The sequence below is a fragment of the Streptomyces sp. NPDC051173 genome, from assembly GCF_040689515.1.
GTDB lineage: Bacteria > Actinomycetota > Actinomycetes > Streptomycetales > Streptomycetaceae > Streptomyces.
Genome location: NZ_JBFBBD010000093.1, coordinates 1 through 25,249, shown reverse-complemented (window position 1 = coordinate 25,249; position 25,249 = coordinate 1). Strand labels below are relative to the sequence as shown.

Annotated in this window: 19 protein-coding genes and 1 pseudogene; 12 read left to right on the top strand and 8 right to left on the bottom strand. The window is 72.5% G+C overall.

Annotated elements, in window-relative coordinates:
- Positions 1 to 362: 362 nt before the first annotated feature.
- The 4 genes from AB0435_RS30580 (at position 363) to AB0435_RS30565 (ending at position 5,728) form a co-directional block, all read left to right on the top strand.
- The gene (locus tag AB0435_RS30580; RefSeq protein WP_366428445.1) at positions 363 to 1,907 is read left to right on the top strand and encodes an AMP-binding protein; all 1,545 of its coding nucleotides are present in this window, start codon (positions 363 to 365) and stop codon (positions 1,905 to 1,907) included.
- A gap of 12 nt (positions 1,908 to 1,919) precedes the next feature.
- Positions 1,920 to 3,074, top strand: a complete 1,155-nt coding sequence (locus tag AB0435_RS30575; protein ID WP_366428444.1) for a methyltransferase — start codon at positions 1,920 to 1,922, stop codon at positions 3,072 to 3,074.
- Positions 3,075 to 3,240: 166 nt separating this feature from the next.
- The gene (locus AB0435_RS30570; protein WP_366428443.1) at positions 3,241 to 3,903 is read left to right on the top strand and encodes a hypothetical protein; all 663 of its coding nucleotides are present in this window, start codon (positions 3,241 to 3,243) and stop codon (positions 3,901 to 3,903) included.
- A 382-nt stretch (positions 3,904 to 4,285) separates the two neighbouring features.
- Positions 4,286 to 5,728, top strand: a complete 1,443-nt coding sequence (locus AB0435_RS30565; protein WP_366003725.1) for a hypothetical protein — start codon at positions 4,286 to 4,288, stop codon at positions 5,726 to 5,728.
- A gap of 77 nt (positions 5,729 to 5,805) precedes the next feature.
- Here the strand turns inward: AB0435_RS30565 and AB0435_RS30560 are convergent, their stop codons facing one another.
- Entirely contained in the window at positions 5,806 to 6,642 is an 837-nt protein-coding gene (locus AB0435_RS30560) for a class I SAM-dependent methyltransferase (protein WP_366003652.1), read from the bottom strand.
- A 422-nt stretch (positions 6,643 to 7,064) separates the two neighbouring features.
- Positions 7,065 to 8,849: a helix-turn-helix domain-containing protein gene (locus tag AB0435_RS30555; RefSeq protein ID WP_366003653.1), complete on the bottom strand. Its 1,785-nt coding sequence runs from the start codon at positions 8,847 to 8,849 to the stop codon at positions 7,065 to 7,067.
- A 320-nt stretch (positions 8,850 to 9,169) separates the two neighbouring features.
- Between AB0435_RS30555 and AB0435_RS30550 the strand changes: the two genes are divergently transcribed.
- Positions 9,170 to 9,694, top strand: coding sequence for a hypothetical protein (locus AB0435_RS30550; protein WP_366428442.1), 525 nt, complete (start codon positions 9,170 to 9,172; stop codon positions 9,692 to 9,694).
- A gap of 120 nt (positions 9,695 to 9,814) precedes the next feature.
- Positions 9,815 to 10,438: a TetR/AcrR family transcriptional regulator gene (locus AB0435_RS30545; RefSeq protein ID WP_366428446.1), complete on the top strand. Its 624-nt coding sequence runs from the start codon at positions 9,815 to 9,817 to the stop codon at positions 10,436 to 10,438.
- A gap of 45 nt (positions 10,439 to 10,483) precedes the next feature.
- Here the strand turns inward: AB0435_RS30545 and AB0435_RS30540 are convergent, their stop codons facing one another.
- The gene (locus AB0435_RS30540; RefSeq protein WP_366003655.1) at positions 10,484 to 11,713 is read right to left on the bottom strand and encodes an FAD-dependent oxidoreductase; all 1,230 of its coding nucleotides are present in this window, start codon (positions 11,711 to 11,713) and stop codon (positions 10,484 to 10,486) included.
- A gap of 251 nt (positions 11,714 to 11,964) precedes the next feature.
- On the opposite strand from AB0435_RS30540, the gene bla reads away from it, so the two are divergent.
- Entirely contained in the window at positions 11,965 to 12,879 is a 915-nt protein-coding gene (gene bla, locus AB0435_RS30535) for a class A beta-lactamase (RefSeq protein WP_366428441.1), read from the top strand.
- A 17-nt stretch (positions 12,880 to 12,896) separates the two neighbouring features.
- Here the strand turns inward: bla and AB0435_RS30530 are convergent, their stop codons facing one another.
- On the bottom strand, positions 12,897 to 13,367 hold the full coding sequence (locus tag AB0435_RS30530; protein WP_366428440.1) for a DUF6083 domain-containing protein: 471 nt from the start codon (positions 13,365 to 13,367) through the stop codon (positions 12,897 to 12,899).
- Between the two features lie 402 nt (positions 13,368 to 13,769).
- Positions 13,770 to 14,506: pseudogene (locus AB0435_RS30525) on the bottom strand (class I SAM-dependent methyltransferase).
- Between the two features lie 220 nt (positions 14,507 to 14,726).
- On the opposite strand from AB0435_RS30525, the gene AB0435_RS30520 reads away from it, so the two are divergent.
- A complete protein-coding gene (locus tag AB0435_RS30520; RefSeq protein ID WP_366428439.1) occupies positions 14,727 to 15,899 on the top strand; it encodes a PP2C family protein-serine/threonine phosphatase in 1,173 nt (390 codons plus the stop codon).
- Between the two features lie 114 nt (positions 15,900 to 16,013).
- On the top strand, positions 16,014 to 16,712 hold the full coding sequence (locus AB0435_RS30515) for a metal-dependent hydrolase (protein ID WP_366003662.1): 699 nt from the start codon (positions 16,014 to 16,016) through the stop codon (positions 16,710 to 16,712).
- Between the two features lie 52 nt (positions 16,713 to 16,764).
- Here the strand turns inward: AB0435_RS30515 and AB0435_RS30510 are convergent, their stop codons facing one another.
- Both AB0435_RS30510 and AB0435_RS30505 read right to left on the bottom strand, forming a co-directional pair.
- Positions 16,765 to 19,290 carry a DUF2156 domain-containing protein gene (locus tag AB0435_RS30510; protein WP_366003663.1) on the bottom strand — a complete coding sequence of 842 codons (2,526 nt, stop codon included), beginning with the start codon at positions 19,288 to 19,290 and terminating at the stop codon, positions 16,765 to 16,767.
- Positions 19,287 to 20,603, bottom strand: coding sequence for an alpha/beta hydrolase-fold protein (locus AB0435_RS30505; RefSeq protein WP_366428438.1), 1,317 nt, complete (start codon positions 20,601 to 20,603; stop codon positions 19,287 to 19,289). Before AB0435_RS30505 ends, AB0435_RS30510 begins: the two co-directional genes overlap by 4 nt.
- A gap of 248 nt (positions 20,604 to 20,851) precedes the next feature.
- Between AB0435_RS30505 and AB0435_RS30500 the strand changes: the two genes are divergently transcribed.
- From AB0435_RS30500 to AB0435_RS30490, 3 genes are all read left to right on the top strand, one after another.
- Positions 20,852 to 21,946, top strand: a complete 1,095-nt coding sequence (locus AB0435_RS30500) for a PP2C family protein-serine/threonine phosphatase (protein ID WP_366003665.1) — start codon at positions 20,852 to 20,854, stop codon at positions 21,944 to 21,946.
- A gap of 5 nt (positions 21,947 to 21,951) precedes the next feature.
- Complete coding sequence (gene aroQ, locus AB0435_RS30495; protein ID WP_366003666.1) at positions 21,952 to 22,611, top strand: gamma subclass chorismate mutase AroQ; 660 nt, start codon at positions 21,952 to 21,954, stop codon at positions 22,609 to 22,611.
- A 97-nt stretch (positions 22,612 to 22,708) separates the two neighbouring features.
- The gene (locus tag AB0435_RS30490) at positions 22,709 to 23,644 is read left to right on the top strand and encodes an MBL fold metallo-hydrolase (protein ID WP_366428437.1); all 936 of its coding nucleotides are present in this window, start codon (positions 22,709 to 22,711) and stop codon (positions 23,642 to 23,644) included.
- A gap of 70 nt (positions 23,645 to 23,714) precedes the next feature.
- Here the strand turns inward: AB0435_RS30490 and AB0435_RS30485 are convergent, their stop codons facing one another.
- On the bottom strand, positions 23,715 to 24,737 hold the full coding sequence (locus AB0435_RS30485; protein WP_366428436.1) for a hypothetical protein: 1,023 nt from the start codon (positions 24,735 to 24,737) through the stop codon (positions 23,715 to 23,717).
- Positions 24,738 to 25,249 lie beyond the last annotated feature (512 nt).

Sequence of the window (25,249 nt, the reverse complement as noted above, 5' to 3'; positions counted from 1 at the left end):
CCGCCACCCTCATCCCCGTCCCCCGACACCACACCCACCGGACCCGGCACCCACACACCACCCACCACAACCACCACCCACTCCCCCCACCGAACCCACTGTCGGCCAAACACCTCAATCAACCCGAAAAACGTAGCAACGCACCGCAACGCTCATTGGACCATCACACCCAACACACTCATACAAATCACCCACATGGCGTCATAGAGCCGCGACCTTCGCGAGACACCCCGCCCCTCGCCCGCTGTTTGACCAGATATCAGCGCCCGGCTTGGAACTGCCGATCATCAGCGATTACCATCGGATTGGTTGCCTTAGTCAACCTATACGGGGGGCCACAGCCACCAGGAGGGGAAACACCCATGACCGTCGCCACCGAGCGCTTCCGCAGCTATGTGGAGGAGAACCTCGACGCGCTGGGACAGGAACCGGACAACGAGGCCGTGGTGCACCACGACCGACGCATGACCGCGGGCGAACTGCGCGACCTCATCTACCGCATGGCCCGCGCCCTGCAGGCCCAGGGCGTGCGCCGCGGACAGACCGTCACCCTCCTCTGCGGGAACATCCCGGAGACGATCGCCGCGCGTTATGCGGCCAATTTGCTCGGCTGCCCCGTCAACCACCTCTACAACAAGCTGTCCGCCGACGTGCAGGCCAACATCGTCCGGGACGTCGAGACCCACGCCCTGATCGTCGACCCCGCCTACACCGGCCGCGCCGCCGAACTCGCCTCGCGGGCGCCGGTGCCGCACGTGCTCGTGCTCGGGCCGACGACCGTGGGGCTCGATCTGCTCGCGCTCGCCGGCAAGGAGTCGGCCGAGCCCTTCGCCGGGCTCGCGGAGCCCGACGACACCTGCACCATCCGCCACACCGGCGGCACCACCGGCCACCCCAAGGCCATCTGCTCCTCCTTCGAGCAGGGGCGGGGGATCAACGCGGACTGGCACGACGAGGACGGGATCCGCGCGCTGGTGTGCACCACGCTCGCGCACGCCGCGGGCCTGGTGGCCGACCGCGCCCTGGGCGTCGTCGGCGGCACCGTCGTCCTGCTCGACGACTTCGACGCCGGCGCCGTGCTGTCCACCATCGAGCAGGAGCGCATATCCCACCTCTTCCTGCTGCCGCCGCTCCTCTACCAGCTGATGGACCACCCGGACGCCACCCGCGCCGACACCTCCAGCCTGCGCCGGCTCACCTACGGCGGCTGCCCGTCGTCCCCGGCGCGACTCGCCAACGCCGTGCGGTACTTCGGCCCCGTACTCAACCAGTTCTACGGCCAGAACGAGGCCGGCGGGATCAGCATGCTCGAGCCCGAGGACCACGACCCGGCGCGCCCGGAGCTGCTGCGGTCCGCGGGGAAGATCATGGACGGGGTCGAGGTCGCCATCCGCGACGAGCAGGGCCGCGACCTGCCCCATGGTGAGCACGGCGAGATCTGCGTGCGCTCGTCGCACGTGATGCAGGGGTACTGGAAGCAGCCCGAGCTCACCGCCGAGGTGCTGCGGAACGGCTGGCTGCACACGGGCGACGTGGGCTACCTCGACGACGCGGGCTACCTGACGATCGTCGACCGCCTGAAGGACATGATCGTCGTCGTCGGCGGCCATGTGTACACGGTCGAGCTGGAGGACGTCCTCAACTCCCACCCGCAGGTGCTGCAGAGCGCGGTCTTCGGCGTGCCGGACGCCAACCTCATGGAGCAGGTGCACGCGGCCGTCGTCCGCAAGCCCGGCAGCGAGGTGGACGAGGAGGAACTGCGCGCCATGGTGCGCGAGGAGCGCGGCGCGATGTACGAGCCGGAGCGCATCGTCTTCGTCGACGCCCTCCCGCTGACCGACGCCGGGAAGCCCGACAAGAAGCTGCTGCGCAGCCAGGCGGGTACGGTGGGTGCGGCGCTCGGCTAGCCTGAGGCCACAATGAACCGTTTGATGACGTCATGGGGCGAGTACGAACTCGCTCGCTTCCCCGAGGACCCCCGCGACAGGCTCCGTGCCTGGGACGCTGCCGACGAGTATCTGCTCAGCCACCTCAAGGGCACGGACGGCGAGCCCGCCGACCTGTCGGGCAACGTGGTCGTCGTGGGCGACCGGTGGGGTGCGCTGACCGTCTCGCTGGCCGGTCACCGTCCTGTGCAGATCACCGACTCCTTCCTCGCCCAGGAAGCGACCCGGGTGAATCTGGAGCGCAACGGACTCGCCCCGGACGCCGTGCGACTGCTGTCGACGCAGGACGCTCCGCCGGAGCGGATCGACGTCCTGCTGATCCGGGTGCCCAAGAGCCTGGCGCTGCTGGAGGACCAGTTGCACCGCCTCGCGCCGCACGTGCACGCGGGCACCGTCGTGGTCGGCACGGGGCGGGTGACGGAGATCCACACCTCGACGCTCAAACTGTTCGAACAGATCCTGGGGCCGACGCGGACGTCGCTGGCCGTGAAGAAGTCGCGGCTCATCTTCTGCTCGCCGGATCCGGAGCTGTCGCGTGGCGCCAACCCCTGGCCGCACAGCTACGCGCTGCCGGCCGATGTCGGGGTGATGTCCGGGCGGACCGTCGTCAACCACGCCGGGATCTTCTGCGCGGAGCGTCTGGACATCGGCACCAGGTTCTTCCTGGGGCACTTGCCGCAGCGCCGGGGTCCCGAGCACGTGGTGGACCTCGGCTGCGGCAACGGCGTGGTGGGCACGGCGGCGGCGCTGGCGAACCCGGCGTCCGAGGTGACGTTCGTCGACGAGTCCTTCCAGGCGGTGGCGTCCGCGGAGGCCACGTTCCGGGCGAACGCCGGTGCCGGTGCCTCCGCGTCGTTCCGGGTGGGTGACGGACTGTCGGGGGTGCCGGCCGGGTCGGTCGACCTGGTGCTGAACAACCCGCCGTTCCACACCCACCAGGCGACGACCGATGTCACCGCGTGGCGCATGTTCTCCGGGGCGCGCGACGCGCTGCGCGCCGGAGGGGAGCTGTGGGTCGTCGGCAACCGGCACCTCGGCTATCACGTACGGCTGCGGAAGCTCTTCGGCAACTGCGAGGTCGTGGCGAGCGACCCGAAGTTCGTCATCCTGCGGGCCGTCAAGCGCTGACGGCCGGGCCGGCGGCCCGTACGCGCTAGTGGCGCCGAAGGGGGGCGCGTGCGCTGTGGATGCGCACCCACGCGCCCCCGCGTGCGCCGGGGTCATGCGTGGCGCGGACCTGGATGGTGGTGAGGGTCATCGCCGCGCACCGGACCAGCGAGCGCAAGGGGGCGTCATGATTCACATCAGTGAAACCCTGGCCGTCCAGACGGTCGAGGGCTTCCTCGGCGCGGAGGAATCGGCCCGCCTTCTCAAGATCATGGACACCGAGGCCGCCGGGTGGCGTCCCCGCACCCAGGCCGAGGTGCTGCTCGCCCCCGCGCTCGCGCAGGAGATCCTCGCCCTGGCCACCGTCCGCTCCCTGCCCGCGATCCGCCGCGGGATGCCCTCGATCGCGGCCGCCACTCCGTGGGGGTACACCGAGCTGACGGCGGGTCAGTGCGTGCCCTCGCATCTCGACGGCATCAGGAGCCCGCGCACGGCTCCGCGCCGGATCGGCCGGATCAGTGTGGTGATCGCCGAAGCGGAGGAGGGCGGGGAGTTCTACACCGAGACGACGGCCGACCCCGCGCCCTGGACCACCACGCTGCTGGGTGTGGCGGACGGCTACGTCTCCGGCACCCCCTTGGCCCGTAGCCTGCCGCACGAGGTCGCGGAGGACCCGCACGCGGCCGAGGCCGAGTGGCTCGCGACCACGGCCAGGACCCGCTGGACCGCCCGTGCGGGCCGCGGTGTCGCCGTCGCCTACGGCGCGCAGCTCATCCACGGCGTGACGCCGGTCGTGCGCGGCCGGCTGCGGAAGTTCGTCACCGACCTCACGGACGCCCCGGTGTCCTGAACCACCCGCGCTCGCGCCGCCGCGAGCGCTCGTCCCTGGCTACCGCCCACCGTGCGGCCTGTCCTGTCCGGGCTGCACCGTGGGTGGTCAGGCGTTTTCAGCGGCGTCGCCCACCGGCGGCGCCGCTGTGCCGTGACCGGGGCGAGCGGGGTCCGATTGTGATCAAGCTCATGGTTTCGGCGCCGGTGAACCGGTCCCGGCGCCGCTCGGGCGCATGGCATGATCATGCAGATCATTTACCTGCGAGTAACACCACTCGCACGGTGCCGTGTGATGCGGCCCGAAGGCGCTCGTCCCCGAGGCCCCTCGGTCCGCCCCCACCTCACGCTCCCGAGGATCCTACGTGCGCAGAACCACTGCCAAGGCCATCGCTTTACCGGCCATGACCGCCGCGTCCCTGCTCGTGGCCGGGTGCTCGGCCTCCGGGCCGGCACCCGCCTCGGACCACGCCGCCGCCGGGCCCGCGGCTTCCGCCGCTGACGCGGCGTCGACCGGGGACCAGCGGCTCGCCGTCAAGGCCGCTCCCGACGGTGCGGCCGCGCCGAGTGCCGTGGCCCATCCGACCGGCGGCGGACGCCAGGCGGAGAAGTCCTCTCTGAAGGTCGCCTCGTTCGACCGTGAGAGCGGGCGCGCCGTCCTGGCCGACACGCCCAGGACGCCGGCGAAGAAGCCGCCGGCCGCCGCCCACCCCACGTCCCCCGCCCCCTCCGGCTCCGCCGGTACGGGCCAGAACTCCCCTGTGGCCGTCGGCGACATCATCGCCAGCGCACCCGCGCCCGGTGCCCCCGACGGGGTGCTGGCCAAGGTCACCCAGGTGCTGGGCAAGACCGGGAAGGGCACCGAGGTCAACACGGCTCCGGCCACCCTCGGCGCGCTGCTCGGTGACGCCAAGGCCGACGGCAAGGTGCCCGTCGACCCGTCCACCATGTCGGTGGAGCCGCTCGTCAAGGGCACCAAGGTCTCCTGGGCGAAGACCGGCGACGCCCACTTCGGCCCGAAGGGCGCGCAGTTGCCGCTGGGCAGCCTGCGGATCGATGTCGGCACGTCGATCGCGACGGCCGAGGACGCCCCGGCGTCCGCCGCCGCGTCGGCCGCGGGCTTCGTCCAGCTGGCCCCCGAGGTCGACTTCTCGTACGACGGCCGGGGCCCCGGCGCCGCCGGTGCGCCGGGCGGCGCCTCGCTGGCGCTGTCGGGCGACTGGTCGTCCCAGTGGGAGCTCAAGGGCCAGGCGGCCGGCACGACTCCGGGCGGCAAGCCGCTGCGGGTGCCGTTCGCCAAGCTGCACGCCGCGCCCGTCATCCAGGTCGGCCCGGTGCCGGTCGTCGTCAACCTCGGTATGACCTGCTACCTCCAGGTCGACGCCGACGGCAAGATCGACGTCGACATCAAGCAGGACCTCAAGGGCGACTTCCGCGTCGGCGGCAGCTACGCCCACGGCAAGGGCTGGACGCCCGTCAACTCGTCCGAGATGAAGGCCACTTCACCGCGCGCGACGGTCACCGCCGCGGGCAAGGTGAAGGCCGCGCTCGGCGCGGAGGCGAGCGTGGGCCTGTACGGTGCCGTCGGCGTGACCGCCGACGTCGCCCCGTATCTGCGGGCCGAGGCGGAGGGCCAGGCCACCGCGGCCACCGATGGCAGCGCCTCCGCCGCGGGCCGGTGGAAGGCGTACGGCGGGCTGGATCTGACGGGGGCCCTGCAGCTCCAGCTGAAGATCTTCGACACGCCGATCTTCGAGAAGCCCATTCCGCTCGGCGCCCTGCACCGGGAGTGGAAGATCGCGGAGGGCTCGGGTGCCGTCTCCACGCCGGGCAAGCGGCGCGGCTGACGCCTGAGGCGGACCGGACCGGGGTGGCCGGTGGGGCGGAATTCCCGCTCCGCCGGCCGCCCTTCCCGTTTCCGGGCTCAGACCCGGGACGCGCGCAGCGAATAGACGAGCGGAACGCCCGGGCGGCCCTCGGGCAGCCGGTAGACGGTGGCGGAACCGGGGCGGGTGCCGCTGGTGTCCCGCGCTTTGACCATTCCCTTCGCCTGCTCGAACAGCGAGAAGTCGTATTCCCGCAGGAATTCCAGCCGCAGGCCCGCGGCGGTCACCGCGCTGACGACGTCCCCGATCGTGTGCTGCCATTCCACCGAGCGGTTGTGCCGTGTCGGCGCGTCGAAGTCCGCGTACGTTCCCGGTTCGTCGTAGGTCAGCGGCCCGTGGGCGAAATAGTCCTCGGCCCACGCGGTGCCGTCCTCGTCGAGGCACATTCCGACGGGGTGGAATTCCGCGAGGTAGAGGAAGCCGCCCGGTGCCACCAGTTCGGCGGCCGTGCGGGCCCAGCCCACGAGGTCGGGCAGCCAGCACAGGGCGCCGAAACCGGTGTAGACGATGTCGAAGGTCTCGCCGCGCAGTGCCGTCGGCGCGTCGTACACATCCGATTCCACGAAGCGGGCGTCGTCCTGGCCCACTTCCGCCGCCAGGTCGCGTGCCGCGGCGATCGCCGCCCCCGAGAAGTCCAGGCCCGTCACCTCGGCGCCCCGCCGGGCCCAGGAGAGGGTGTCCGTCCCGATGTGGCACTGGAGGTGGAGCAGCCTCTTCCCGGTGACGTCCCCGACCTCGTCGAGTTCGAAGCCCCGCAGGTCGTCCCGCCCCGCCCGGAATCCCGGCAGGTCGTAGAAGTCGCTGCCCGTGTGGATGGGCACCCGCTCTTCCCACAGCGCGTGGTTGGCCTGGCGCCAGGCGTCGTCGTCCGTCACCGCGCCGACGCTACTCAGCCGCCGGTCGACGCGCCAATGAATTCCCGGCCCGGGAACACGAAAGGCCCGTACGGCAGTGGTGTCGTCACCGCGACCCACGCCGTACGGACCTTTTGTGTTCCCGGACGCATGGCACCCCCAAGTGCTCGCGCCGGGCTGGTATTTCCCCAGTGACTCCGGCGCCGCGCACGGTGCGTACGCGATGCCGGAGTCGTTCACCGGATACCGGACCAGCGGTGCCGGTTTCCCCCGTTGTTCCCCCGTTGCCGCGGCCTCGTCGGCCGCGGTGGGAAAACGTTATGCCCGCGTGCCGGGGCGGCAATACCTCACGGGTGCACGTTCAGATGCCACGCACTGTCATCGGTGCACGGTCCCACCGGATGACCTGCGTGAATGTCCGTCCGCCGATCGCGAAAGGAACGTCAGAGGAGTGTCGCCGTGGAACAGCCGCCGAATGCCGGGAGTTCCGTCCCGTCCACGGCGGCCAGCGCGAGGACCAGTTCGTAGAGGTCGCCGCCGCCGGTGAACAGCTGGCGCCTCAGCAGCGGTTCCGCGCTGCGCACGTGCTCGCGCACGGTCTGGGGGTGCAGCCCCAGCCGGCCGGCGGCCCGTTCGACGCCGGTGTTCTCCGCGATCCAGGCCCGGAGGGTGCGGCGCAGCTCCCGGTCGTCGGCGGCCAGCCTGCCCAGGAGCTCCGCCGCCCAGCCGCGGACGCCCTCGGTGCCCAGCAGCCCGTCCAACGGCACGGCGGGGCCCGGCTCGGCGGGCCCGTGACCGTGCGCGTGCAGGGCGAGGTGCAGTGCGGCCCGCGCGCGTACGTCGGTGAGGTCGAGGCCCAGCAGCCCGCCGACGCGGTCCATGCGCGCGCGTACGGTGTTGCGGCTCACCCCCAGGATCCTGGCGGCGTTGACGGCCGTGAACTCCAGGCCCAGGCCGACGGTCGCGAGCAGCGGGCCCCTGCTGGGGTAGGGCAGTGAGTCCAGCGGCCGCAGCACCCCGGCCGCCCATCGGCCGGCCGCGGCGAGGTCCAGGATCTCGGTCAGCCGGGTCTGCGCCGCGTGCGCGGCCATCCGGTCGGGCCGGAGGCGGGCCACCGCGAGCGCGCGGGACGCCTCGCCGTACGCCTCCGACGTCCGGGCCAGCGGGTGGCGGCCGCTGCCGCCCAGGAACACGCCGTCCCGGGCGGCGACGATCCGGCGCAGCGCGGGCCCGACACCGTCCGTCCGCTCGTCACGCGCCGCCGCGCCTCCCGGCAGTGGCACGACGGCGATCAGGTGCTGCTCGTAGGCCGGGCAGCGGACGAGCAGGGCACGGCCGTCGACCGCCGCCTCGCACTCGTGCGCCAGGGGCTCCCGGCGGCCTTCCGGGGCCTCCAGGATGTAGACGTCGGCGCACTCGGCGTCGAGCAGGCCCGGGTGCAAGGGGGCGGCGGTGCGCTGGGCCAGGACCACGTCACCGCCCATGAGGAGCTGGAGCACCGCGAGCCGGAGGGAGGAGACGGCCTCCTCCGAGCGGCGGCGGTGCTCCTCGGCGTCACGGGCCCGGATCAGCAGGGCCAGCACGTCGGCGGCGTGGTTGACCAGTGCGGTGCTCTGCTCGTCGAACGGGCTGTCCCGGGTGGCGGCGAGTACCGGGTGCGGGGGCCGCCGCCCCACGGCGACCAGCCGCAGGTGCGCGTGGTCCTCCTGGACGGCCGCCGCGTGCAGCCGCCCCTCGGTGAGGTCGGCGACCAACTGCGGGCCGGCCGCCGCGGGCGCCGTGCCGCACCGGCCGGTGAGCGTCACGGTGCCACCGACGGCGTCACCGAGCCAGGCGGTCAGGCGGCGTACGGCGGTGTCGGTGTCGTGCGTGCCCGTCCGGGCGAGCTCCAGCAGTTCGGTCAGCCGCGCCGAACGGCCCGTCGCCTGGCGCAACCGCTCGTCGTCGACGGCGCGTTGGACGCGGTGCCAGGGGACGTCCTCGGACATCGTCAGGAGCGGTATCCCCAGCCGGGCCGTGGCCTCGACCAGCGCCTGCGGCGGTCCGGACGAGGCCGCGACGACCAGGGCCGCGGGCCCGTCGGCGGCCAGGCGGGCCAGGCGGATCTCGGCCCGCTGCCGGTCGTGGGCCCAGTCGCCCTCGGCGGAGATCCGTACGAGCTGCCCGGAGAGACCGCCGGGCAACTCGTACGCCGCCGTGGTTCCTTCCTCCAGCGTCGCCGTGCCCATGACCGTCCGCCGTGCTCCGCGCTCCCGCGATCCCGGTCCGAACCTCAGCGTCAGCTCCGGAATCCCCGCGAGCAAACCCACCGTGACCACCGGTTTCTCCCCTCGACCAGCCCCCGCAAGGCTACTTGAGCACGAACCGGCGCGGATCGCGCCACGGAGGAGCGCGGTTTCGGCCACGCGCGGGGGTGCGTGCGCGCGGGCACGGCCGTGGGGACGCGCTTCGCGTGGTGGGCACCGCGGTGCGGATCAGTGGTGCGGTGCGGGTAGGGAGGGACCGCACACCACGGATGGCGTGCGCGGGACTTCTCGGAGGGGTGGCCATGGTGAGTGTGCGCGGTGCGGTGGTGGCGTTGTGCGCGGTGGTGCTGACCGGTTCGTCGCTGGTCTGCGCTCCGGCGACGCAGGCCGAGGGCCTGATCGTCTGCGCGGGCGAGGAGGACACGACGTACAGCCCTGGCCTCTCCTTCACCGAGCGGCTGACGGAGCTCCACGCGAGAAGCGCGTACTCCTGCTCGGGCCCGCCCGGCAGGACGGTCCCGGTCGCCGGGGAAACCCGTGGGACGTCACCGTCGGCGTCCTGCCTGGCGGTCAACTCACCGTTCGGGCAGGAGCGGTTGCGGTGGTCCGACGGCGGGACGGCGGTGATCACCTACGACCAGGGGACGGCGGCGCGGATCGCCGGGAGCAATGTGGTGCAGCTGACGGGGCGGATCGTGCGAGGGCCCGGGACAGGGGCCACGGTGACGCGCGACGTGGGGCTGCTGCCGGCCGACCCGCTGGGCTGTCTGGAGGCGAACGGCATGACGCACGCGACCGGCCAGGGCCAGCTGCGGATCGCCCTCTGACGTGGGGCGGGGCTCTCCCCGGCCCCGCCCCACCCGAACCGGCGCCCCACACCGTGCACCGGCCGACGGCCGGTGTACGGTCGGGTGCCGGTTCATGTGCGAAAAGGAAAGAGCTTGACGATGACTCCTCGCCGGAGCGCCGCCGACGACGGGCCGACCTTCCGGGAGCGTGCCCGCCGGCAGCAGATCGTCGAGTGCACCATCGACCTGATCTCCACGCGGGGCTTTCCCGCGACGTCGCTGTCGGCGATCGCCGAGGAGGCCGGGATCTCCAAGGCCGCCGTCCTCTACCACTTCTCGTCGAAGGACAACCTGACCCGTGCGGCGCTGACGCAGGTGCTGGAGCGGTTCACCGCATACGTCGCCGAGCGGGTGGAGCGGGAGACGGACCCGCTGGCCACGGTCGTCGCGTACGTGCGGGCGATGGTGTCGTACCAGCAGGCCAACCGCCGCCATGTGCGTGTGATCACCGAGATGCTGCTCGACGACGAGGGCGGCACGCGTCTGAAGGCCCCGGGCTCCCACGACACCCACGGCCGCCGCCAGGCGCTGGCCGCCCTCCTCGCCGCGGGCCAGGAGTCGGGCCAGCTGCGCCGCTTCGACCCGGAGGCCGTGGCCCTGGCGATCGGCGGCGCGATCGACGGCGTGATCTCGCACTGGCTGGCCCACCCGGACTTCGACCTGGACGCGGCGGCTGACGAGCTGGAGACGTTCGCACTGGCTGCGATCCGCCGCTTCGATTAGGCCGCGGTCCGGACACGGCCCGGCCGGCCGTCCCCCTTGTGCCTATTACGCCCGTTGCGCTCGCGCGAAATCCGGCGCGTGTTCCGGCCGTATGCCGATGGCGCCGAGGTACGCCGTCACCCCGCGCAGCGGCGGCACCTTCTGAAGGAGCCGCAAGGCCGGAGGCACCGTGTCGGGGGCGAGGGTGCCTTCCAGGACGGCGCGGAGTATCGCGTGTTCGCCCGTCTGCGACTTCTGGACCATGGCCATCGGCAGCCAGCGCCGCTTCTGCACGCGGGCCAGGTCGTGGACGCAGACCGAACCGTCGCGCAGGGGCTCGGCGAGGATGCGGGCGGCCGCGACGGCGTCCTGGACCGCGAGGTTGACGCCGACACCGCCGACCGGGGACATGGTGTGGGCCGCGTCCCCGATGCAGAGCAGGCCGTTGCGGTACCAGCGGCGCAGGCGGCCCATGCCGACCTCCAGCAGTTTGACGTCGTCCCACGACCCGATGCCGTCGGTCACCGCCGCGTCCCATTCGCACAGGGCGCCGAGGCGGTCGCGGAACCACTGGATGTCGTTGGCCCGCAGTTCCTTGTCGCTGCCCTTCCTGATCAGGCAGGAGGTCTGGTAGTAGTCGCCGCGGTCCATGGTGACGGCCGCCTGGCCGTGGCCGAAGCGGGCGAGGACGCGGCCGTCCTTGAGGCCGCCGCGCGGCCCGTCGACCCTCACCTGCCATACGTCCATGGGCACTTCGAGCTCCTCGGGGCGGAGTCCGGCCTCCTGGCGGACGAGGGAGTCACGGCCGTCGCAGGCGACCGTCAGGTCGGCCGCGAGTTCCCCGGGGGTGCCGTTCTCGTCGACGTAGTGGACTCCCGTGACCCGCCCGCCTTCCCTGCGCAGGCCCGTGACCGTGGTGCGCATCCGCAGGGTGAAGGACGGCTCCGCGGCGGCGGCGCTCGCGATGAGGTCGAGGAAGTCCCACTGCGGGACCATCGCTATGTACTTGTGCCTGCCGGGAATGCGGCGGAGGTCCGCCGCGACGACGGAGGCGGTGCCGAACTGCATCCGCATCTCCTCCATCTTGGGGAACGGCAGTTTCGCGAACCGCTCGCCCAGGCCGAGCTCGTCGAGCAGGTGCAGGGTCGAGGGGTGGACGGTGTCCCCGCGGAAGTCCCGCAGGAAGTCCCCGTGCTTCTCCAGGACGGTCACCTCGACGCCGGCCCTGGCCAGCAGCAGCCCGAGCATCATGCCCGCCGGTCCGCCTCCCACGATGCAGCACGCCGTGCGCTCCATGCTTCCGCCTTTCCTCGGCGCGAATCTCTTCAGCGCGAATCTCTGACCGATCGGTCAGTAATCTAACCGATCGGTCAGGGTGGAGTTCAAGGGGGTTTCTTCCAGGGCTCCTCGGGCTCCTGGAACAGGAGAGACAAATGAGGCGAGTGATGATGAAGTGAAACCAACCCGACCTGTCGCGGCGTCATGGATGACGTACTGGCCGCAAGAAGAGCAGCAACAGACCAGCAACAGACCAGGAGGATGCGAACGTGGAGACCGCAGGAGCACGCCCGACCCGCCGCGCGATACTGGCCGTCGGTGCCGGGACCGCGCTGGCCGCCGTGTCCGCGGGCGGGACGGCTCACGCCTCGACGCCCGGCGAGGACGCGTTGACCAGGCGGCTCAAGGAGCTCGAACGCGAGCACTCCGCCCGCCTGGGGGTCTACGCCCGCGACACGGCCACGGGCAGGACGGTGCTGTACCGCGCGGACGAGCGCTTCCCGATGTGCTCGACCTTCAAGACGATCGCCACCGCGGCCGTCCTGCGGGACCTCGACCACGACGGCGAGTTCCTCGCCAAGCGGATCCGCTACACCAAGAAGGACACCGACGCGTCGGGCTACGCCCCGGTCACGGGGAAGGCCGAGAACCTCGCCGGCGGCATGACCGTCGCGGAGCTCTGCTCGGCCGCCATCAGCTACAGCGACAACGCCGCCGCCAACCTCCTGCTCCACGAGCTCGGCGGCCCGGCCGCCGTCACCCGCTTCTGCCGCTCGATCGGTGACGGCACGACCCGGCTCGACCGGTGGGAGCCCGACCTCAACTCGGCGGAGCCGGGGCGCCGGACCGACACCAGCAGCCCGCGCGCCATCGGCTCGACCTACGCGCGCCTGGCCGTCGGGAACGCGCTCGACGCCGGCGACCGGAAGCGGCTCACCGGCTGGCTGCTGGCCAACACGACCAGCGGCGAATGCTTCCGCGCGGGCCTGCCCGCCGACTGGACCCTGGCCGACAAGACCGGATCCGGGAGTTACGGGACCCGCAACGACGTGGGCATCACCTGGCCCCCCGGCCGGTCACCGATCGTGCTGGCCGTCCTGACGACGAAGCGCGACCGCGAGGCACCGGCGGACAACCCGCTCGTCGCCGAGACCGCCCGGCTCGTGGCCAGGACGCTCGGCTGAGCCGTACGCGATCACTGTCACCGGCCTTCCGGCACCCCTTTGACGCGGTTGCAGCGCCATACGACGCCGAAGGCCGGAGGCAGGCGCGTGGGCTCGGGGCCCCTGCCGCACACGTGCTCATGAGCGATCCGGCATTGTGCTCCGTGCCGAGGGGTGCCCTTGATCGCCCGGCCGTCCTGGGCGATGAACCAGCGCAGTTCTTCCGGCACTTCGCTCAACAGCAGCAGGACCCCGGGTTCGAGGAGGACATGCCGCCCGTGGCCGGTCGGGCAGCGGTCCTGCTCGTGCCCGCACCGAGGACAGATCGCGGGCTTCGGCGGCCCGAGTGCCGTGGCGCCCTCGTCCGCCGCCTGCCCGTCGTCGACAGCGGTCTCCTCGTCGGCGAAGCACGTGTCGCAGAACGCTCCCCAAGGCTTTCCCCGGTCCTGGAAACCGCCTCCGGTCTCCCGGCAGCGAAGACATTCCCGCGGTTCGCCGAATTCCCCCATATCCGGAGCGTGGGGGCATCCCGCCCGTAGGGCCAGCGGCGATACCGGTCGTCCGCGCCGGTGCCGGGGCTGCGGATGGGACGGGAGGCGTCGCGGGGGTTGTCATCCGGCGCGTTGATGTACAGCGGCGGTGGCCGGGCGGGCGCACTTGCGCGAAGGCCTGTCCGGCGGATCTTGTGGTCGGGTGCGGGTGGTTGTCGTGCGCACCACCGCCGCGCGGCGGTGTCCTCAAGCTCCCCCAGCTACCGCTGGGAGGTGCCCCCAACGGGCTGGATGTGGCTCATGTGGGTGCGCAATTTCAGCCCGTCCGGCGATTGAGGACACGCCCGAAGGGCGTCCCCTCCGCAGGCGGCAACCGGCCCGCAGACCGGCAAAGATCCGCCGGACACAGCCGAGGTCGCCTCAGCCAGCCGTGCGGCGCAGGACCAGGGAGACGAAGCCCCAGTTCGGTCGGTAGACGCGCAGCCATTCCGTGCGGCGGGTCGCCGCCGTGGCGAGCGCTTCGGCGCTGTCGGGGTGGGCGGGGTGGTCCAGGGCCCATGAGGCGAGCGAACCCCAGCAGGCCCACTCGTAGTCGTCGAGCTCCCTGCGCGTGCTGACGTGCCCGTGGACGGGGGTCCATCCGGCGGCGGTGACACGGTCCACGGTGGTCGCCAGGTCGGCGAAGTCCCCGAGCATCTCGACGGCTTCCGGGGTGGGCTCGCTCTCCCACAGGCCGTCGCCCACCAGGACCCGTCCGCCGGGGGCCAGGTGTTCGCGTGCCGCTTCGAGAGTGGGGAGCAGGCCGCCGAAGGCGTGGGTGGCCCCGACGCTGAGCACCAGGTCGAAGGGGTGCGGGGAGGCGAAGTCGGCGGCCGGCCGGTGGTGGAGCGTCAGCCGGTCCTGGACGCCGCGCTCCCTCGCGGCCTCGCGCGCCTCCTCCAGTGCCACGTCGGAGATGTCGACGCCCTCGGCCCGGAGGTGGGGGTGGGTCGTCAGGGCCCGGAGCAGCCATTCGCCTCCGCCGCAGCCGAGGTCGAGGACGCGGGCGTCGGCGCGGGAGATCCCCCGTTCCAGCAGCAGGCGGACGGAATCGTCGTCGGCGGGGCCTTGACGGGGTGCCCGGCATGAGCGATCGCGGAAATCTGTTCACGGTTCACCGGCGCAGAGTGCCACCGCCGGAGGTCGCGCGCACGCGCTTTTCCCGGTACTGCGGTGTTGCGGTGCCTCGGTGCCGCCCACGGGACCGCGGCGTGGGTCACAAGTGGCCTGTGACATGCCGCCGATGGCTTAATGCCGAGGCGGGACCGCGCGGCCGCGCAACGCTGCGTGCGTCGAGCATGGTCTCAGGAGCCCGCCGCAACCCGCTGGGAGTGACAGGTGAACCAGCAACACCGCGGCGACGGCGGCGGCCCCTCGGGCCGCCACGCGGCGAGGCTGAGCGATGCCGGCCTTCAGATGCCGGCTCCGCCCGCCTGGATGCGCTGGCTGCCGGCCGCCTATGTCGCGGTCGTCCTGCTGCTCGAACCGGTGACTCCCGTGCAGTGGCCCGTGAGCTTCCTGCTCATCGCGCTGCCCGTGGTCGCCGCGTACACCCTCGGGCCCGTCGGGGTCGCCGCCGTCACGGTCTTCGCCATCGCGTTCGAGGGCGTCCTGGCGGGCACCCCGTGCTGTGCCGGCCGCGTCACGAACGACCTGTGGGAACGGCACTACGTGGGCGCGTACATCTCCACCGCGCTGGTCGGCCTCCTCGGTACGGCCCTGGCCGCGCACCGGCAGCGCCAGGAGGCCCACTTGGTCCGCGCCACCTCGGTCGCCGAGGCGCTGATGCACACCCTGCTGCCGCCGGTGCCGCACAGGGTGGGCCACGTGCTGGCGGCCAGCCTCTACTGTCCCGCCGAGGCGCGCACCATGGTCGGCGGCGACCTCTTCGACATCCGCGCCACCCGGGAAGGGACGCGCGCCCTCATCGGTGATGTCCGCGGCAAGGGGCTCCAGGCCGTGCGTACGGTCGTCGACGTCCTCGGCAGCTTCCGGCAGGCCGTCTACGATCCGGGCAGCCTGCAGCAGGTCGCCGCCAGCATGGAGCGCCGCATGGCCCGCGAGGCCGAATCGATCCGCGACGACGAGCTGTTCGTCACGGCCGCGCTGATCGAGTACGACCCCTCGGCCCAGCAGGTGACCATCATCAACCACGGTCACATCGAGCCCGTCGTCATCTCCTGTGGCGAGGTCCAGGCCGTCATCGGACCGCCCGCGCTCCCCCTCGGCCTGGGCGCGCTGGACTCCGGGCGCCCTGTCGCCTACACCCACCGCTTCGCGGACGGTGACGTCCTGTTGCTGTGCACCGACGGGCTGATCGAGGCCCGGGACCCGAGCGGGGCCTTCTACCCCCTCCTCGACCGCCTCCGCCACCGCTTCGCCGGCCGGCCGGCGCCGACGCCCGCGGACGTCGTCGACTTCCTCGACACGGACCTGCCCCGCCACGCCCCTTCACTCCACGACGACGTCGCGATCCTCGTCCTCGCTCCGCACGGAGACGCCTCGCGGTAGTCGGGGAGGCCGGCTCGGACTTGTCATGTACTTATGGATCTTGCTGGTAGCGTCTTCCGAGTTTGTTGACGCGTCACCACCGTGGCGCCGGCACGGGAGAATAGACACGCGATGATGGGCCACTCGCACGCCGTGAGCGGAGCGCTGCTCTTCGCGGGCACCGCCGCCTACCTGCCGCCGTTGGTGATGAACACTCATCTGGCGCCGCAGGAGATCCTGATGGGCACGGTGCTCTGCGCCGGAGCCGCGCTGCTGCCCGACCTGGACCACCACGACGGCACCATAGCCAACTTCCTCGGACCGGTGTCCAAGGCGCTGTGCCGCTTCGTCTCCTGGGCCTCCGGCGGGCACCGCCACGCGACGCACTCCCTGCTGTTCGTCGCCCTCATGACGCTCGGCAGCTGGGCGGGGGTGACGTACCTGGGGCGGCCGTTCACCCTGGGCATGACGTTCTTCCTGCTGGCCCTGGCGGTCCGGGCGCTGAACATCTGCCCGCCCGGACACGGCTTCCACGCCTGGGGCACCATCGTGGCGATGGCGGGCATAGGCACCGCCGTGATAGCCAAGTTCATCCCCTCGGCCCCGGGCTGGCTCCCCTACTCCATCGGTCTGGGCTGCGTCGCCCACCTGCTGGGGGACTCGATCACGAAGCGGGGCGCGCCCTGGCTCTGGCCTCTGAAGACCCGCTACGAGATCGTCGTCATCAAGCACAGCGGCAACAAGCTGGAGACGGAGATACTCACGCCGATCATGGGCGTGGCGACCGTGGCCCTGCTCTGGTTCACGGCGCTCTCGCCGCACGCCAGCAGCTGACCGTTCCGTTCCGCGGCCTCCCGCGGGGCCGCCGCCTCGCGGGAGAGCCCCCTCACCCCGAGAACTGGCGCATCAGCCGCATCCCCTGCGTCGGTGTCATATGGGGCAGGTACGCCTTGCCGATGGCCCGGGTGATGGCGGGGAGGGCCGCCGGGTCTGGGTAGGACATGTACAACGGGTCGTATTGAGGCTGGAATTTGGCCTTGAAGTTGAGCAGGGAACGGAATCCGTAGACCGGTTCCAGGACCTTTCCCGCGTAGTCGAGCATGCGCTGGAGGGCGGCGGGGGGTTCCGCGGTGGCCTTGCGGGCCAGGGGGGCGCCGGAGAGGCTGAGGAAACGGGCGCCTTCCTCCTGGAAGCCCAGAGCCGCCGAGGCGATGAGGAATTCCATCGCACCGCGGAATCCGCCGGCCCGGCGCCGCATGAAGTCCAGTGTCCAGCCCACGGGACGGCCGTTCTCGAAGACCGGCATCCAGCTGGTGATGCCGTGGACCGTGCGGTCGGCGTCGACGGCGAGGAGGCAGCGCACCGCGCGGTCGTCGAGTTCGTCCAGGCCGCCGAGGGTGAAGCCCATTTCGGGGAGGCCCTTGTCGGCGACCCATTCCTCGGAGATCGAGCGCACCTGGTCGGTGAGGGCGACGGGGGCGTCGGGGTAGGACCACCACTCGGCGGTGATGCCCTCCTTCTTCGCCTTGTTGAGGGCGGTGCGCACGTCCTGCCACTTCTTCCCGGTGAAGGCGAGTTCGGGCAGGGGCACGACGGTGTCCTCGGCGACCTGCACCGATCTCCAGCCCAGCCGTTCGGCGGCCGCGCGGGTCTCGGCGCCGACGCTGTAGAAGCAGGGCGTCCAGCCGCGTTCGTCGCAATGGCGGGCGAAACCGGCGACGGCGGCCGTGCGCGCGTCGGGCTCGCCGAAGGGTTCGCCGGTGGTGAGGGCGACGGTGGCGATCACGCGGTAGGCGACGGCGGCCCGGCCGCTGTCGTCGAACCAGTAGTAGTTCCCGTCCCAGGTGGTGATGTAGGAGAGCGTGGAGCCACCGTGCGCGGTGAGGATCTCGCGGGCCCGTACGGCGGCGTCGGCGTCGGTGTGCAGGCGGGGGCGGCGGAAGGTGACGAGCATCGCGATCAGGGTGATGAGCCAGAAGAACAGGCCGCAGTAGTGGAAGAGGGCCTGGGCGGTGCCGCCGACCGGGACCGGCCACTCGGTGAAGACGTCGATGAGGGTGGGCGGCAGGAATTCGGAGGCGAGCCCTTGGAGGAGCCCGGTCGGGGTGGCCTCGGGGTCGTACTGGTCGCGCACCGCGTAGCCGATGCCGATGTACGCGGCGCAGGCCAGCACCAGCGCGCCGCCGACGACGGCCGTGAGCCGGTGCGTCGTCGAGCGGGGCAGGCGCAGGTCGAAGCGGGCGCGGGTGACGACGAGGAGCAGCAGGACGAGGGCGGGCAGCAGCATCTGTTCCGCGAACGACTGGGCGTAGGTGGACCGTTCGGCGGGCGCGGCCCAGCCCGCAGGGTGGCTGAGGAAGTCGTGCAGCCAGTAGGAGAAGAGCGCCATCCACGCGAGGTGGACGAGCACGGCGAGCCACCAGGCGAGCCGCAGTCCCCGGCGCAGCCCTTCGGCGAGGACGAGCAGCAGGGCGGGTACGAGCACGGCCATGACGGTGGCGGGCGAGTCGTAGAAGCCGCGCAGCGCGTGCGCGTAGTGGCAGTCCGCCGCGGAGGAGGCGCAGGCGTCGGCGACCTCCTGGTCGGTGGGCTGGACGGCGACGTAGAGCTGGAAGGAGTTGAAGGGGCCGTAGGCGTCGCGGTAGAGGATGGCGGCCATCGGTCCGATGGCGGCGGCGGCCACGACGAGCGCGACCAGGACGCGGGCCTCGGTGTGGGAGGAATGGCGCAGCCGCCAGGGGCCCTTGCGGTGGAAGAAGGCGGCTCCGGCGACGAGGCCGACGACCGCGCCGCCGAGCCGCAGCACGCCTTGGAGGTGTCCGATGTAGAGGGCCATGACCAGGGCGAACGCGACGATGGCGAGGCGGGTGCGGCGGCGCCAGAGGGCGGTGAGGCGATAGCTGAGGACGCCGCCGACGGCGAGGGCGCCGACGCTGGGGGACACGGCGAGGTCACCGGCGAGTTCCTCCAGCCACCACTCTCCTGCGAGGTCACCGAGCTGCACGGCGCCGACGCCGAGGAGGGTGCCGAGGATCTGGCCGCCGAGCAGGGCGGCGGCCGTGCGGGCGACGCCGAGGCGCCGTTCCGAGGGGGTGACCAGGAGCAGGACGATCAGGGTGGAACCGATGTAGCCGCCGAGGCCGGGGCACCAGAGGAGGGAGCTCGCGGGGGTCCACCAGCGGCCTTCGGCCAGCGCCGGGACGCCGACGGCGACGTCGTCCATCCGGTGCCTGCCGGGGCCGGAGCCGAGGCTGTGGGTGACGGCTCCGACGGTCCACAGGACGGCGAGGAAGCCGAGGGTGAAGGGGGCGTGGCGGACGGGGGCGAGGAGCCTGTCGAGGGTGATGCGCCAGCGGTGGCGGGCGTCGCCGGTGACGGGGGCCTCGGGGGGCGGGGCGGTGGGGTCCGTCATGGGATCAGCCCTGTCTGCCGTGCCAGCCAGGGCAGTTGGCGCTCCAGGCCGGGGCGCCAGACCTGCCAGCTGTGGCCGCCGGGGAGCAGGATCCATTCGGCGTGCATCCCGGCCTTGACGGCCGCTTCGTACACCTTCCGCTGCTGGGGGCCGTAGGTGCTGTCGCCGCTCCCGGCGACGAACGCGGCCTTGGTGTCGGGGAATCGCTCCCGGGCGAGCACGTCGAGGGGGTTGACCTTGGCGAAGGCCGCGGCGTCGCCGCCGAACGCCGTGTCCAGGGTTTTCTTGCGGCTGCCGAGGGTGGGGGCCTCCTGGCCGGAGATGTCGTTGACGACGCCGTAGACCTGGGGGGCGTTGACGCCGAGCTGGATGGAGCAGGTGCCGCCGAAGGAGATGCCGGAGATGATCCAGGAGGCGCGGGCGGTGGCGGCCTGGAGGTGGCCGCGGATCCAGTCGGGGACGTCGGTGGCGAGGTAGGTCTGGACGTCGCCGAGCTTGGAGTCGACGCAGAGGGTGTTGGCGAACTGCGAGCCGAGCGGGTCCACGACGACGACCACGGGGGCCAGTCCGCGGTGTTCGGCGGCGAAGGTGTTCATCATGTCGACGAGCCGCCCGGAGTTGATCCAGTCGTCGGGCGAGCCGGGCTGTCCGGCCATGAGGACGAGGACGGGGAGCAGGGGGCGGGGCGTGGCGCGGTAGGCGGGCGGCAGGTAGACGTATCCGCTGCGGGCGTCGAAGTGGGAGACGGTGCCGGGGATGGCGGTGCGGGAGAGGGTGCCGTCCTTGGGGAGGTCCGGCGGTGGCCGCCAGACGTCGGAGACCGTCTTCCCGGCGGGCACCTTGAGGGCGGGTTCGGTGGGTCCGGTGGCGTCGGTGAGGCGAGTGGTCTTCGTCAGCCAGGAGTTGAGGGCGGTACGCGCGGTGGGGTACTGGTCGAAGTGTTTGTTGATCTCAGAGGCGCCGAGCAGGACGACGACCAGGCCGGCCAGTACGGCGCCGAGGCGGCCCTTCCAGCGGAGGGTGGGCATGCGGAAGACCGCCAGGCACACGCCCAGGACGGCGACACCGGTCCAGATCACCACGTCGGTGGGCAGCGGGTCGGGGAAGGGCTGCAGCCAGTCGTCGACGGCCGTACGGAGCAGCCAGGTCAGGAGCGCTGCCAGCAGCACGGCGGCCGGGAGCAGGCGGGTCCACCAGGCGCGCCTGCGGGAGAGGAGCAGGACCGCCAGCGCGCACAGCCCCACGGCCAGCAGGGTGAGCGGGATCCATCCGCTCACCAGGGACCAGTCCAGCGGGCCTGCCGCGATCCGCATGCGTCGCACCACGTCCGTGTGGGGAGTGTGGGTGAACGGGCCGCTCCGCCGCGCGCCATGGCCCCGGTGGGGAGCCGGGCGGCGTCGGGCGCACCGGCTACCCGTTCCACCAGAATGCTACATATCGCATTTTCTCCGGCAACTCGTGCGGCTGCTCCGTACGGGACCGCGCGCCGGGTGCCCGGTCATCACCCGGGACGGCATCCGGTAGCAGGCCGTCCCGGTCGTGCCTATGGTGGGCAGCAATCATGACGCACCACCCAGGCCGGGACGTCGCCCTCCAGGTGCCACGTCTCCCCCACCGCGCTCGCACGCTCGTCGTGGCCGCGTACGTGCTGCTCGCCGGCGCCGTCGTGCTGGACGTGACGACGGATCCGCAGTGGACGCTGTCCCCGGTGCTGGCCACCGCGCCCGTGCTGGCGAGCATCGGCACCCGGCGCGCCGTCGTGCCCCTGACGGTCGGGGTGTCCGCGCTGGTGCTCGTGCCCCTGCTGGCCCTGGCCGACCCCGGGGTGCCGCTGTCCGACCACCTGACCATCGGTGTCACGGTCCTGGCCATCACGTCCATGAGCACGGCGAACGTGGTCCTGATCGCGACGCGGGAGCACGAGCTGGTCCAGTCGCGCTCGGTGGCCGAGGCGGCGCAGCGCACCCTGCTGCGCCCGGTGCCGGAGCGGATCGGGGGGACGCGGACGGCGGTGCGGTATCTGGCCGCGGCGGCGGAGGCCCGGGTCGGCGGTGATCTGTACGAGGCGCTGGTGACGCCGTACGGGACCCGGTTCCTGCTCGGTGACGTACGGGGCAAGGGGCTGGGGGCGATCGAGACGGCCGCCGACGTGCTGGGGACGTTCCGGGAGGCCGCGCAGGTCGAGGCCGACCTGGCCGCGGTGGCGGGGCGGCTGGACGCGGCGATGGCGCGGCGGCGGGGGGATGGTGAGGAGTTCGTGACGGCCGTGCTGGTGGGGACGACGGAGTCCGGTGGCACGGCCGAGGTGGTCAACTGCGGCCATCTGCCGCCGCTGCTGCGGCGCGCGGGCCGGGTGACGGAGATCGAGCCGCCGGTGCCGGAGCCGCCGCTGGCGCTGCTGGGGCTGGTCGGGGACGCGTACCACCGCCGTGTCCTCGCCTTCGGGCCCGGCGATCTGCTGCTGTTGTACACCGACGGGGTGACGGAGGCCCGGGACGCCTCCGGCCGTTTCTATCCGCTCGCCGAGCGGCTGGCCCGGATGCCGGAGGCGGCACCGGAGGACCTGCTGGACCGTGTGGTGGCCGATCTGCTGGCGTACGTGGGCGGCGAGCTGTCCGACGACGCCGCGCTGCTGGCCGTGCGCCGGGAGGGGTGAGCGGCGTGCCGGTTCCCTCCGGCGGGCGAGGCCGGCGCGCGGCTGTCCTCCGGCGCTCCGCGGCCAGCCTCGCCCTGCTGTGCGGCGTGGGTTCCCTGACGGCCTGCGCCTCCGGTCACCACGACGACGCCGGGCCCGCGCGGCCGAGCACCGCCGCGGGCGCCCCGCCGACGGCGGAGCAGGCCGCGCGCACCTTGGTGCGGCTCGCCGCCGAGCGCATCGCGACGGCGGACTCGGTGGCGGCGGCCAAGTGGGGCACCGAGCAGCCGGTCGACGACCCGGTGGCGGAGCGGGCGGTCCTGGACGCGATGGACACGCGTGCCGCGCGGCTGGGTGTGGACCGGGAGGTCGTACGCCGGGTGTTCGAGGACCAGATCGAGGCGGGCAAGGCGGTGCAACGGGCCCTGCACGAGCGGTGGGAGGAGGACTCCGAGCTGCTGCCCGCGCTCCGCCCCGACCTCGCCAAGCAGGTCGACCCCGTGCTGGACCGGCTGGGCGGGCAGCTGCTGGAGGCGATCCGGGGGGCCGAGCCGCTGCTGGCGGGGCCGCGGTGCGAGACGGTGCTGGACCGGGACAAGGCGCTGACGGCCCGTTCGGCGGGCCTGGACGCGGTGCACGGTGACGGCCTCGACCGGGCCCTGGCCCACACCTGCGGCCCCTCGTGACAAAAGCGCGGCGCGCGGCCGGGGCGCGGTGATCGCCCAACAGCCCGCTCGTCCCGGACTCTTGGCCTGGACCGCGTCCTTGTCTAGCGTCGATGCCATGCAGACGATCACCTTGGGCGGGGTGGAGATCTCCCGCGTCGTGGAATGGCACGCACCGATCTCCCCCACCACCGCCGTCTTCCCCTCCGCCGGACCGCGGATGTGGAAGGAACACGAGTCCTGGCTGGCCCCGGACTTCTGGCAGCCGGAGAACGACGCGCTGTCCGTCAACGTGCAGACGTGGGTACTGCGCAGCGAGGGCCGGACCGTCCTCGTCGACACCGGGCTCGGCAACGACAAGGACCGGCCGCACATGGCGGGCTGGTCACACCTGCGGACCGACTACCTCGACCGGCTCGCCGCCGTCGGTGTCCGGCCGGAGGACGTGGACGTCGTCGTCAACACCCACCTCCACTCCGACCACGTCGGCTGGAACACCCGGCTGGTGGACGGCGAGTGGGTGCCCACCTTCCCCCGGGCCGCCTATCTCATCGCCAAGGCCGACTTCGACTACTGGAATCCGGCGAACGACCGCCCCCGGCGCGGGATGCTCGGCGATCTCAGCGTCTTCGCGGCGGGCGGGGACATGTTCGAGGACAGCGTCGCGCCGGTGCACCGGGCGGGCCAGGCGGTGCTCTGGGAGGACGGATACCGCATCGACGCCGGTCTGAGCCTGGAGCCCGCCCCCGGGCACACCCCGGGCTCGGCCGTGCTGCGGCTGAGGTCGGGGACGGACCGGGCGCTGTTCATCGGTGACCTGGTGCACAACCCGCTGCAGATCGCGGAGCCCGACTGCGACACGTGCCTGAGCGAGGATCAGCGGGAGGCCACGCGGTCGCGGCGGCGGATCCTGGAGGAGGCCGCGGACACGCGCGCGCTGGTCTTCCCCGGGCATCTGGCGGGTCACGGTGCGGCGGAAGTGCGCCGGGAGGGCGGCAAGTTCGCCGTCGAGCGGTGGGCGGCCTTCGGCAGGTCGGGCCCGGAATTCGCGTAGGACGGCGGTCGGCCGGGTGGACGCATGTCTACCCGGCCGACCGTCCTGCCCGGTTACTTCGTTCCCGCGATCACTTCTTGCCCTTGATGGCGAAGGGGAGTTCCTGCGAGAAGAACGACTGGTCGCCGTTGCCCACCGAGACCCCCGCTTCCGCGCTGGTCACATCGCGGGGCGCGGAGGCGGCGACCGCCACCCGCAGGCGGTAGACGGCGCTCTCGCCGGGGGCGAGCGGCTTCTTCGAGGTGGAGCGCAGCGCGGCGCTCATGCCCGGGTCGCAGCCGCTGGGGACGAGGTCGACGCGCTCCCAGCCGTGCCCGGCCCGGTACTGCTGGAGGACGAGGTCCTTCGGGGTGAGGGCGTGGCCGGTGCCCCCGCCGTAGGCGAAGTAGGCGGCGCCGAGCGCGGGGTAGGCCCGGTCGGTGGTGTTCTTCACGGTGACGGTGACGTCGCCCGCGGGGCCGCCGCGGGTCAGGGTGGTGTGCTGCTGCCAGCCGCCGACAGAGACGGCGGGGCGGGTGGCCCTGGCGGTACGGGCGGGGCTGCGGTAGGTGTGGCCCTTGCCGTCCTGCACGGAGGCGGTGACGGTGAAGGTGCCGGGCCGGTCGAGGTCCTGGAGGCGCAGGGCCACGGTGTAGGGGTGCTCGGCGCTCGCCGCGGCGGTGACCGGGAAGGTGAAGACGCCGTGCTGCGGGGTGCCCGGGGCGCTGGGGCCGGTGTCGAGGTCGGCCCAGCGGTGCGTCTCCGGCACATAGCGCTGGACGGACAGGGAGTCGGTGTCGAAGCCGTGGCTGTCGACGTCGAGGCGCACGGTGCCCTTGGTGACCGGCGTGCGCAGGGTGACGCCGGAGTGGGTCCAGAGCCCGATGGGCGCCTGGCCCGGGAGGCTGTAGGCGATCTTCTCCGCGGTGGAGCCGATCGCGGCCCGCGTGGGCCGGACGGTGTCCGCGGCGGCTCTGGCGGCCTGCGCGGGGGACACCTGGGCGTCGCCGCAGCCCTCCGCCGCCTTCGTGCCCGCGGCCGGTATGGCCGCGGCCTGTCCCGCCGTCCCGGCGACGAGGGCCAGCCCCGCCGTCAGCGCCAGCGCGGATCCCACGGCGGCGCTCCTCGCGCCCCGCCACCGCCGCCGTGCGACTCTCTGTGTCATGTACCGCCCCCTGCGTCCGGGTTTGTACGCACACTCGTACGTCTCTGGCTTCAGAGATTGCCTTCTGTAGCTGATGGTTCCCTCTGCCGCGCGAAATACCGCGAATTCCTGCGGACGCGCGGCGTGTTGCCCCCGGGGCGTACGGGGGGCGGCCGCCGGGGGCGCGGCGCCCGCCCCGGCGCGTCGACGGGCGCACCGGGGCGGGGCGGTGACCGTACGAGGCCGGACTAGCCGTCCTGTGCCCGCAACTGATGCAGGGAGGCGACCAGTTCGTCCACCTCCTCGGCCGTGTTGTACAGCGCGAGCGAGGCGCGGGCCGCGGCGACTCCACCCACGACTAAAGTCGCGGGCTTCCTGTGTCGCTGGCTAAGTGGTCTGCGTCGTAAATCCTTCGGGGGTTGACTTCGGTGCTGCTTGTAGGCGTGCTCGCACTCAGCTGTTGAGGGCGGTGAGGTGGAGGT

What these genes read in the sequence shown, in the direction of transcription:
- AB0435_RS30580 (WP_366428445.1), top strand. Translation starts at nt 363, where the DNA reads ATGACCGTCGCCACCGAGCGCTTCCGCAGCTATGTGGAGGAGAACCTC.
- AB0435_RS30575 (WP_366428444.1), top strand. Translation starts at nt 1,920, where the DNA reads ATGAACCGTTTGATGACGTCATGGGGCGAGTACGAACTCGCTCGCTTC.
- AB0435_RS30570 (WP_366428443.1), top strand. Translation starts at nt 3,241, where the DNA reads ATGATTCACATCAGTGAAACCCTGGCCGTCCAGACGGTCGAGGGCTTC.
- AB0435_RS30565 (WP_366003725.1), top strand. Translation starts at nt 4,286, where the DNA reads ATGACCGCCGCGTCCCTGCTCGTGGCCGGGTGCTCGGCCTCCGGGCCG.
- AB0435_RS30555 (WP_366003653.1), bottom strand. Translation starts at nt 8,849, where the DNA reads ATGGGCACGGCGACGCTGGAGGAAGGAACCACGGCGGCGTACGAGTTG.
- AB0435_RS30550 (WP_366428442.1), top strand. Translation starts at nt 9,170, where the DNA reads ATGGTGAGTGTGCGCGGTGCGGTGGTGGCGTTGTGCGCGGTGGTGCTG.
- AB0435_RS30545 (WP_366428446.1), top strand. Translation starts at nt 9,815, where the DNA reads ATGACTCCTCGCCGGAGCGCCGCCGACGACGGGCCGACCTTCCGGGAG.
- AB0435_RS30540 (WP_366003655.1), bottom strand. Translation starts at nt 11,713, where the DNA reads ATGGAGCGCACGGCGTGCTGCATCGTGGGAGGCGGACCGGCGGGCATG.
- AB0435_RS30530 (WP_366428440.1), bottom strand. Translation starts at nt 13,367, where the DNA reads ATGGGGGAATTCGGCGAACCGCGGGAATGTCTTCGCTGCCGGGAGACC.
- AB0435_RS30515 (WP_366003662.1), top strand. Translation starts at nt 16,014, where the DNA reads ATGGGCCACTCGCACGCCGTGAGCGGAGCGCTGCTCTTCGCGGGCACC.
- AB0435_RS30510 (WP_366003663.1), bottom strand. Translation starts at nt 19,290, where the DNA reads ATGACGGACCCCACCGCCCCGCCCCCCGAGGCCCCCGTCACCGGCGAC.
- AB0435_RS30505 (WP_366428438.1), bottom strand. Translation starts at nt 20,603, where the DNA reads ATGCGGATCGCGGCAGGCCCGCTGGACTGGTCCCTGGTGAGCGGATGG.
- AB0435_RS30500 (WP_366003665.1), top strand. Translation starts at nt 20,852, where the DNA reads ATGACGCACCACCCAGGCCGGGACGTCGCCCTCCAGGTGCCACGTCTC.
- AB0435_RS30490 (WP_366428437.1), top strand. Translation starts at nt 22,709, where the DNA reads ATGCAGACGATCACCTTGGGCGGGGTGGAGATCTCCCGCGTCGTGGAA.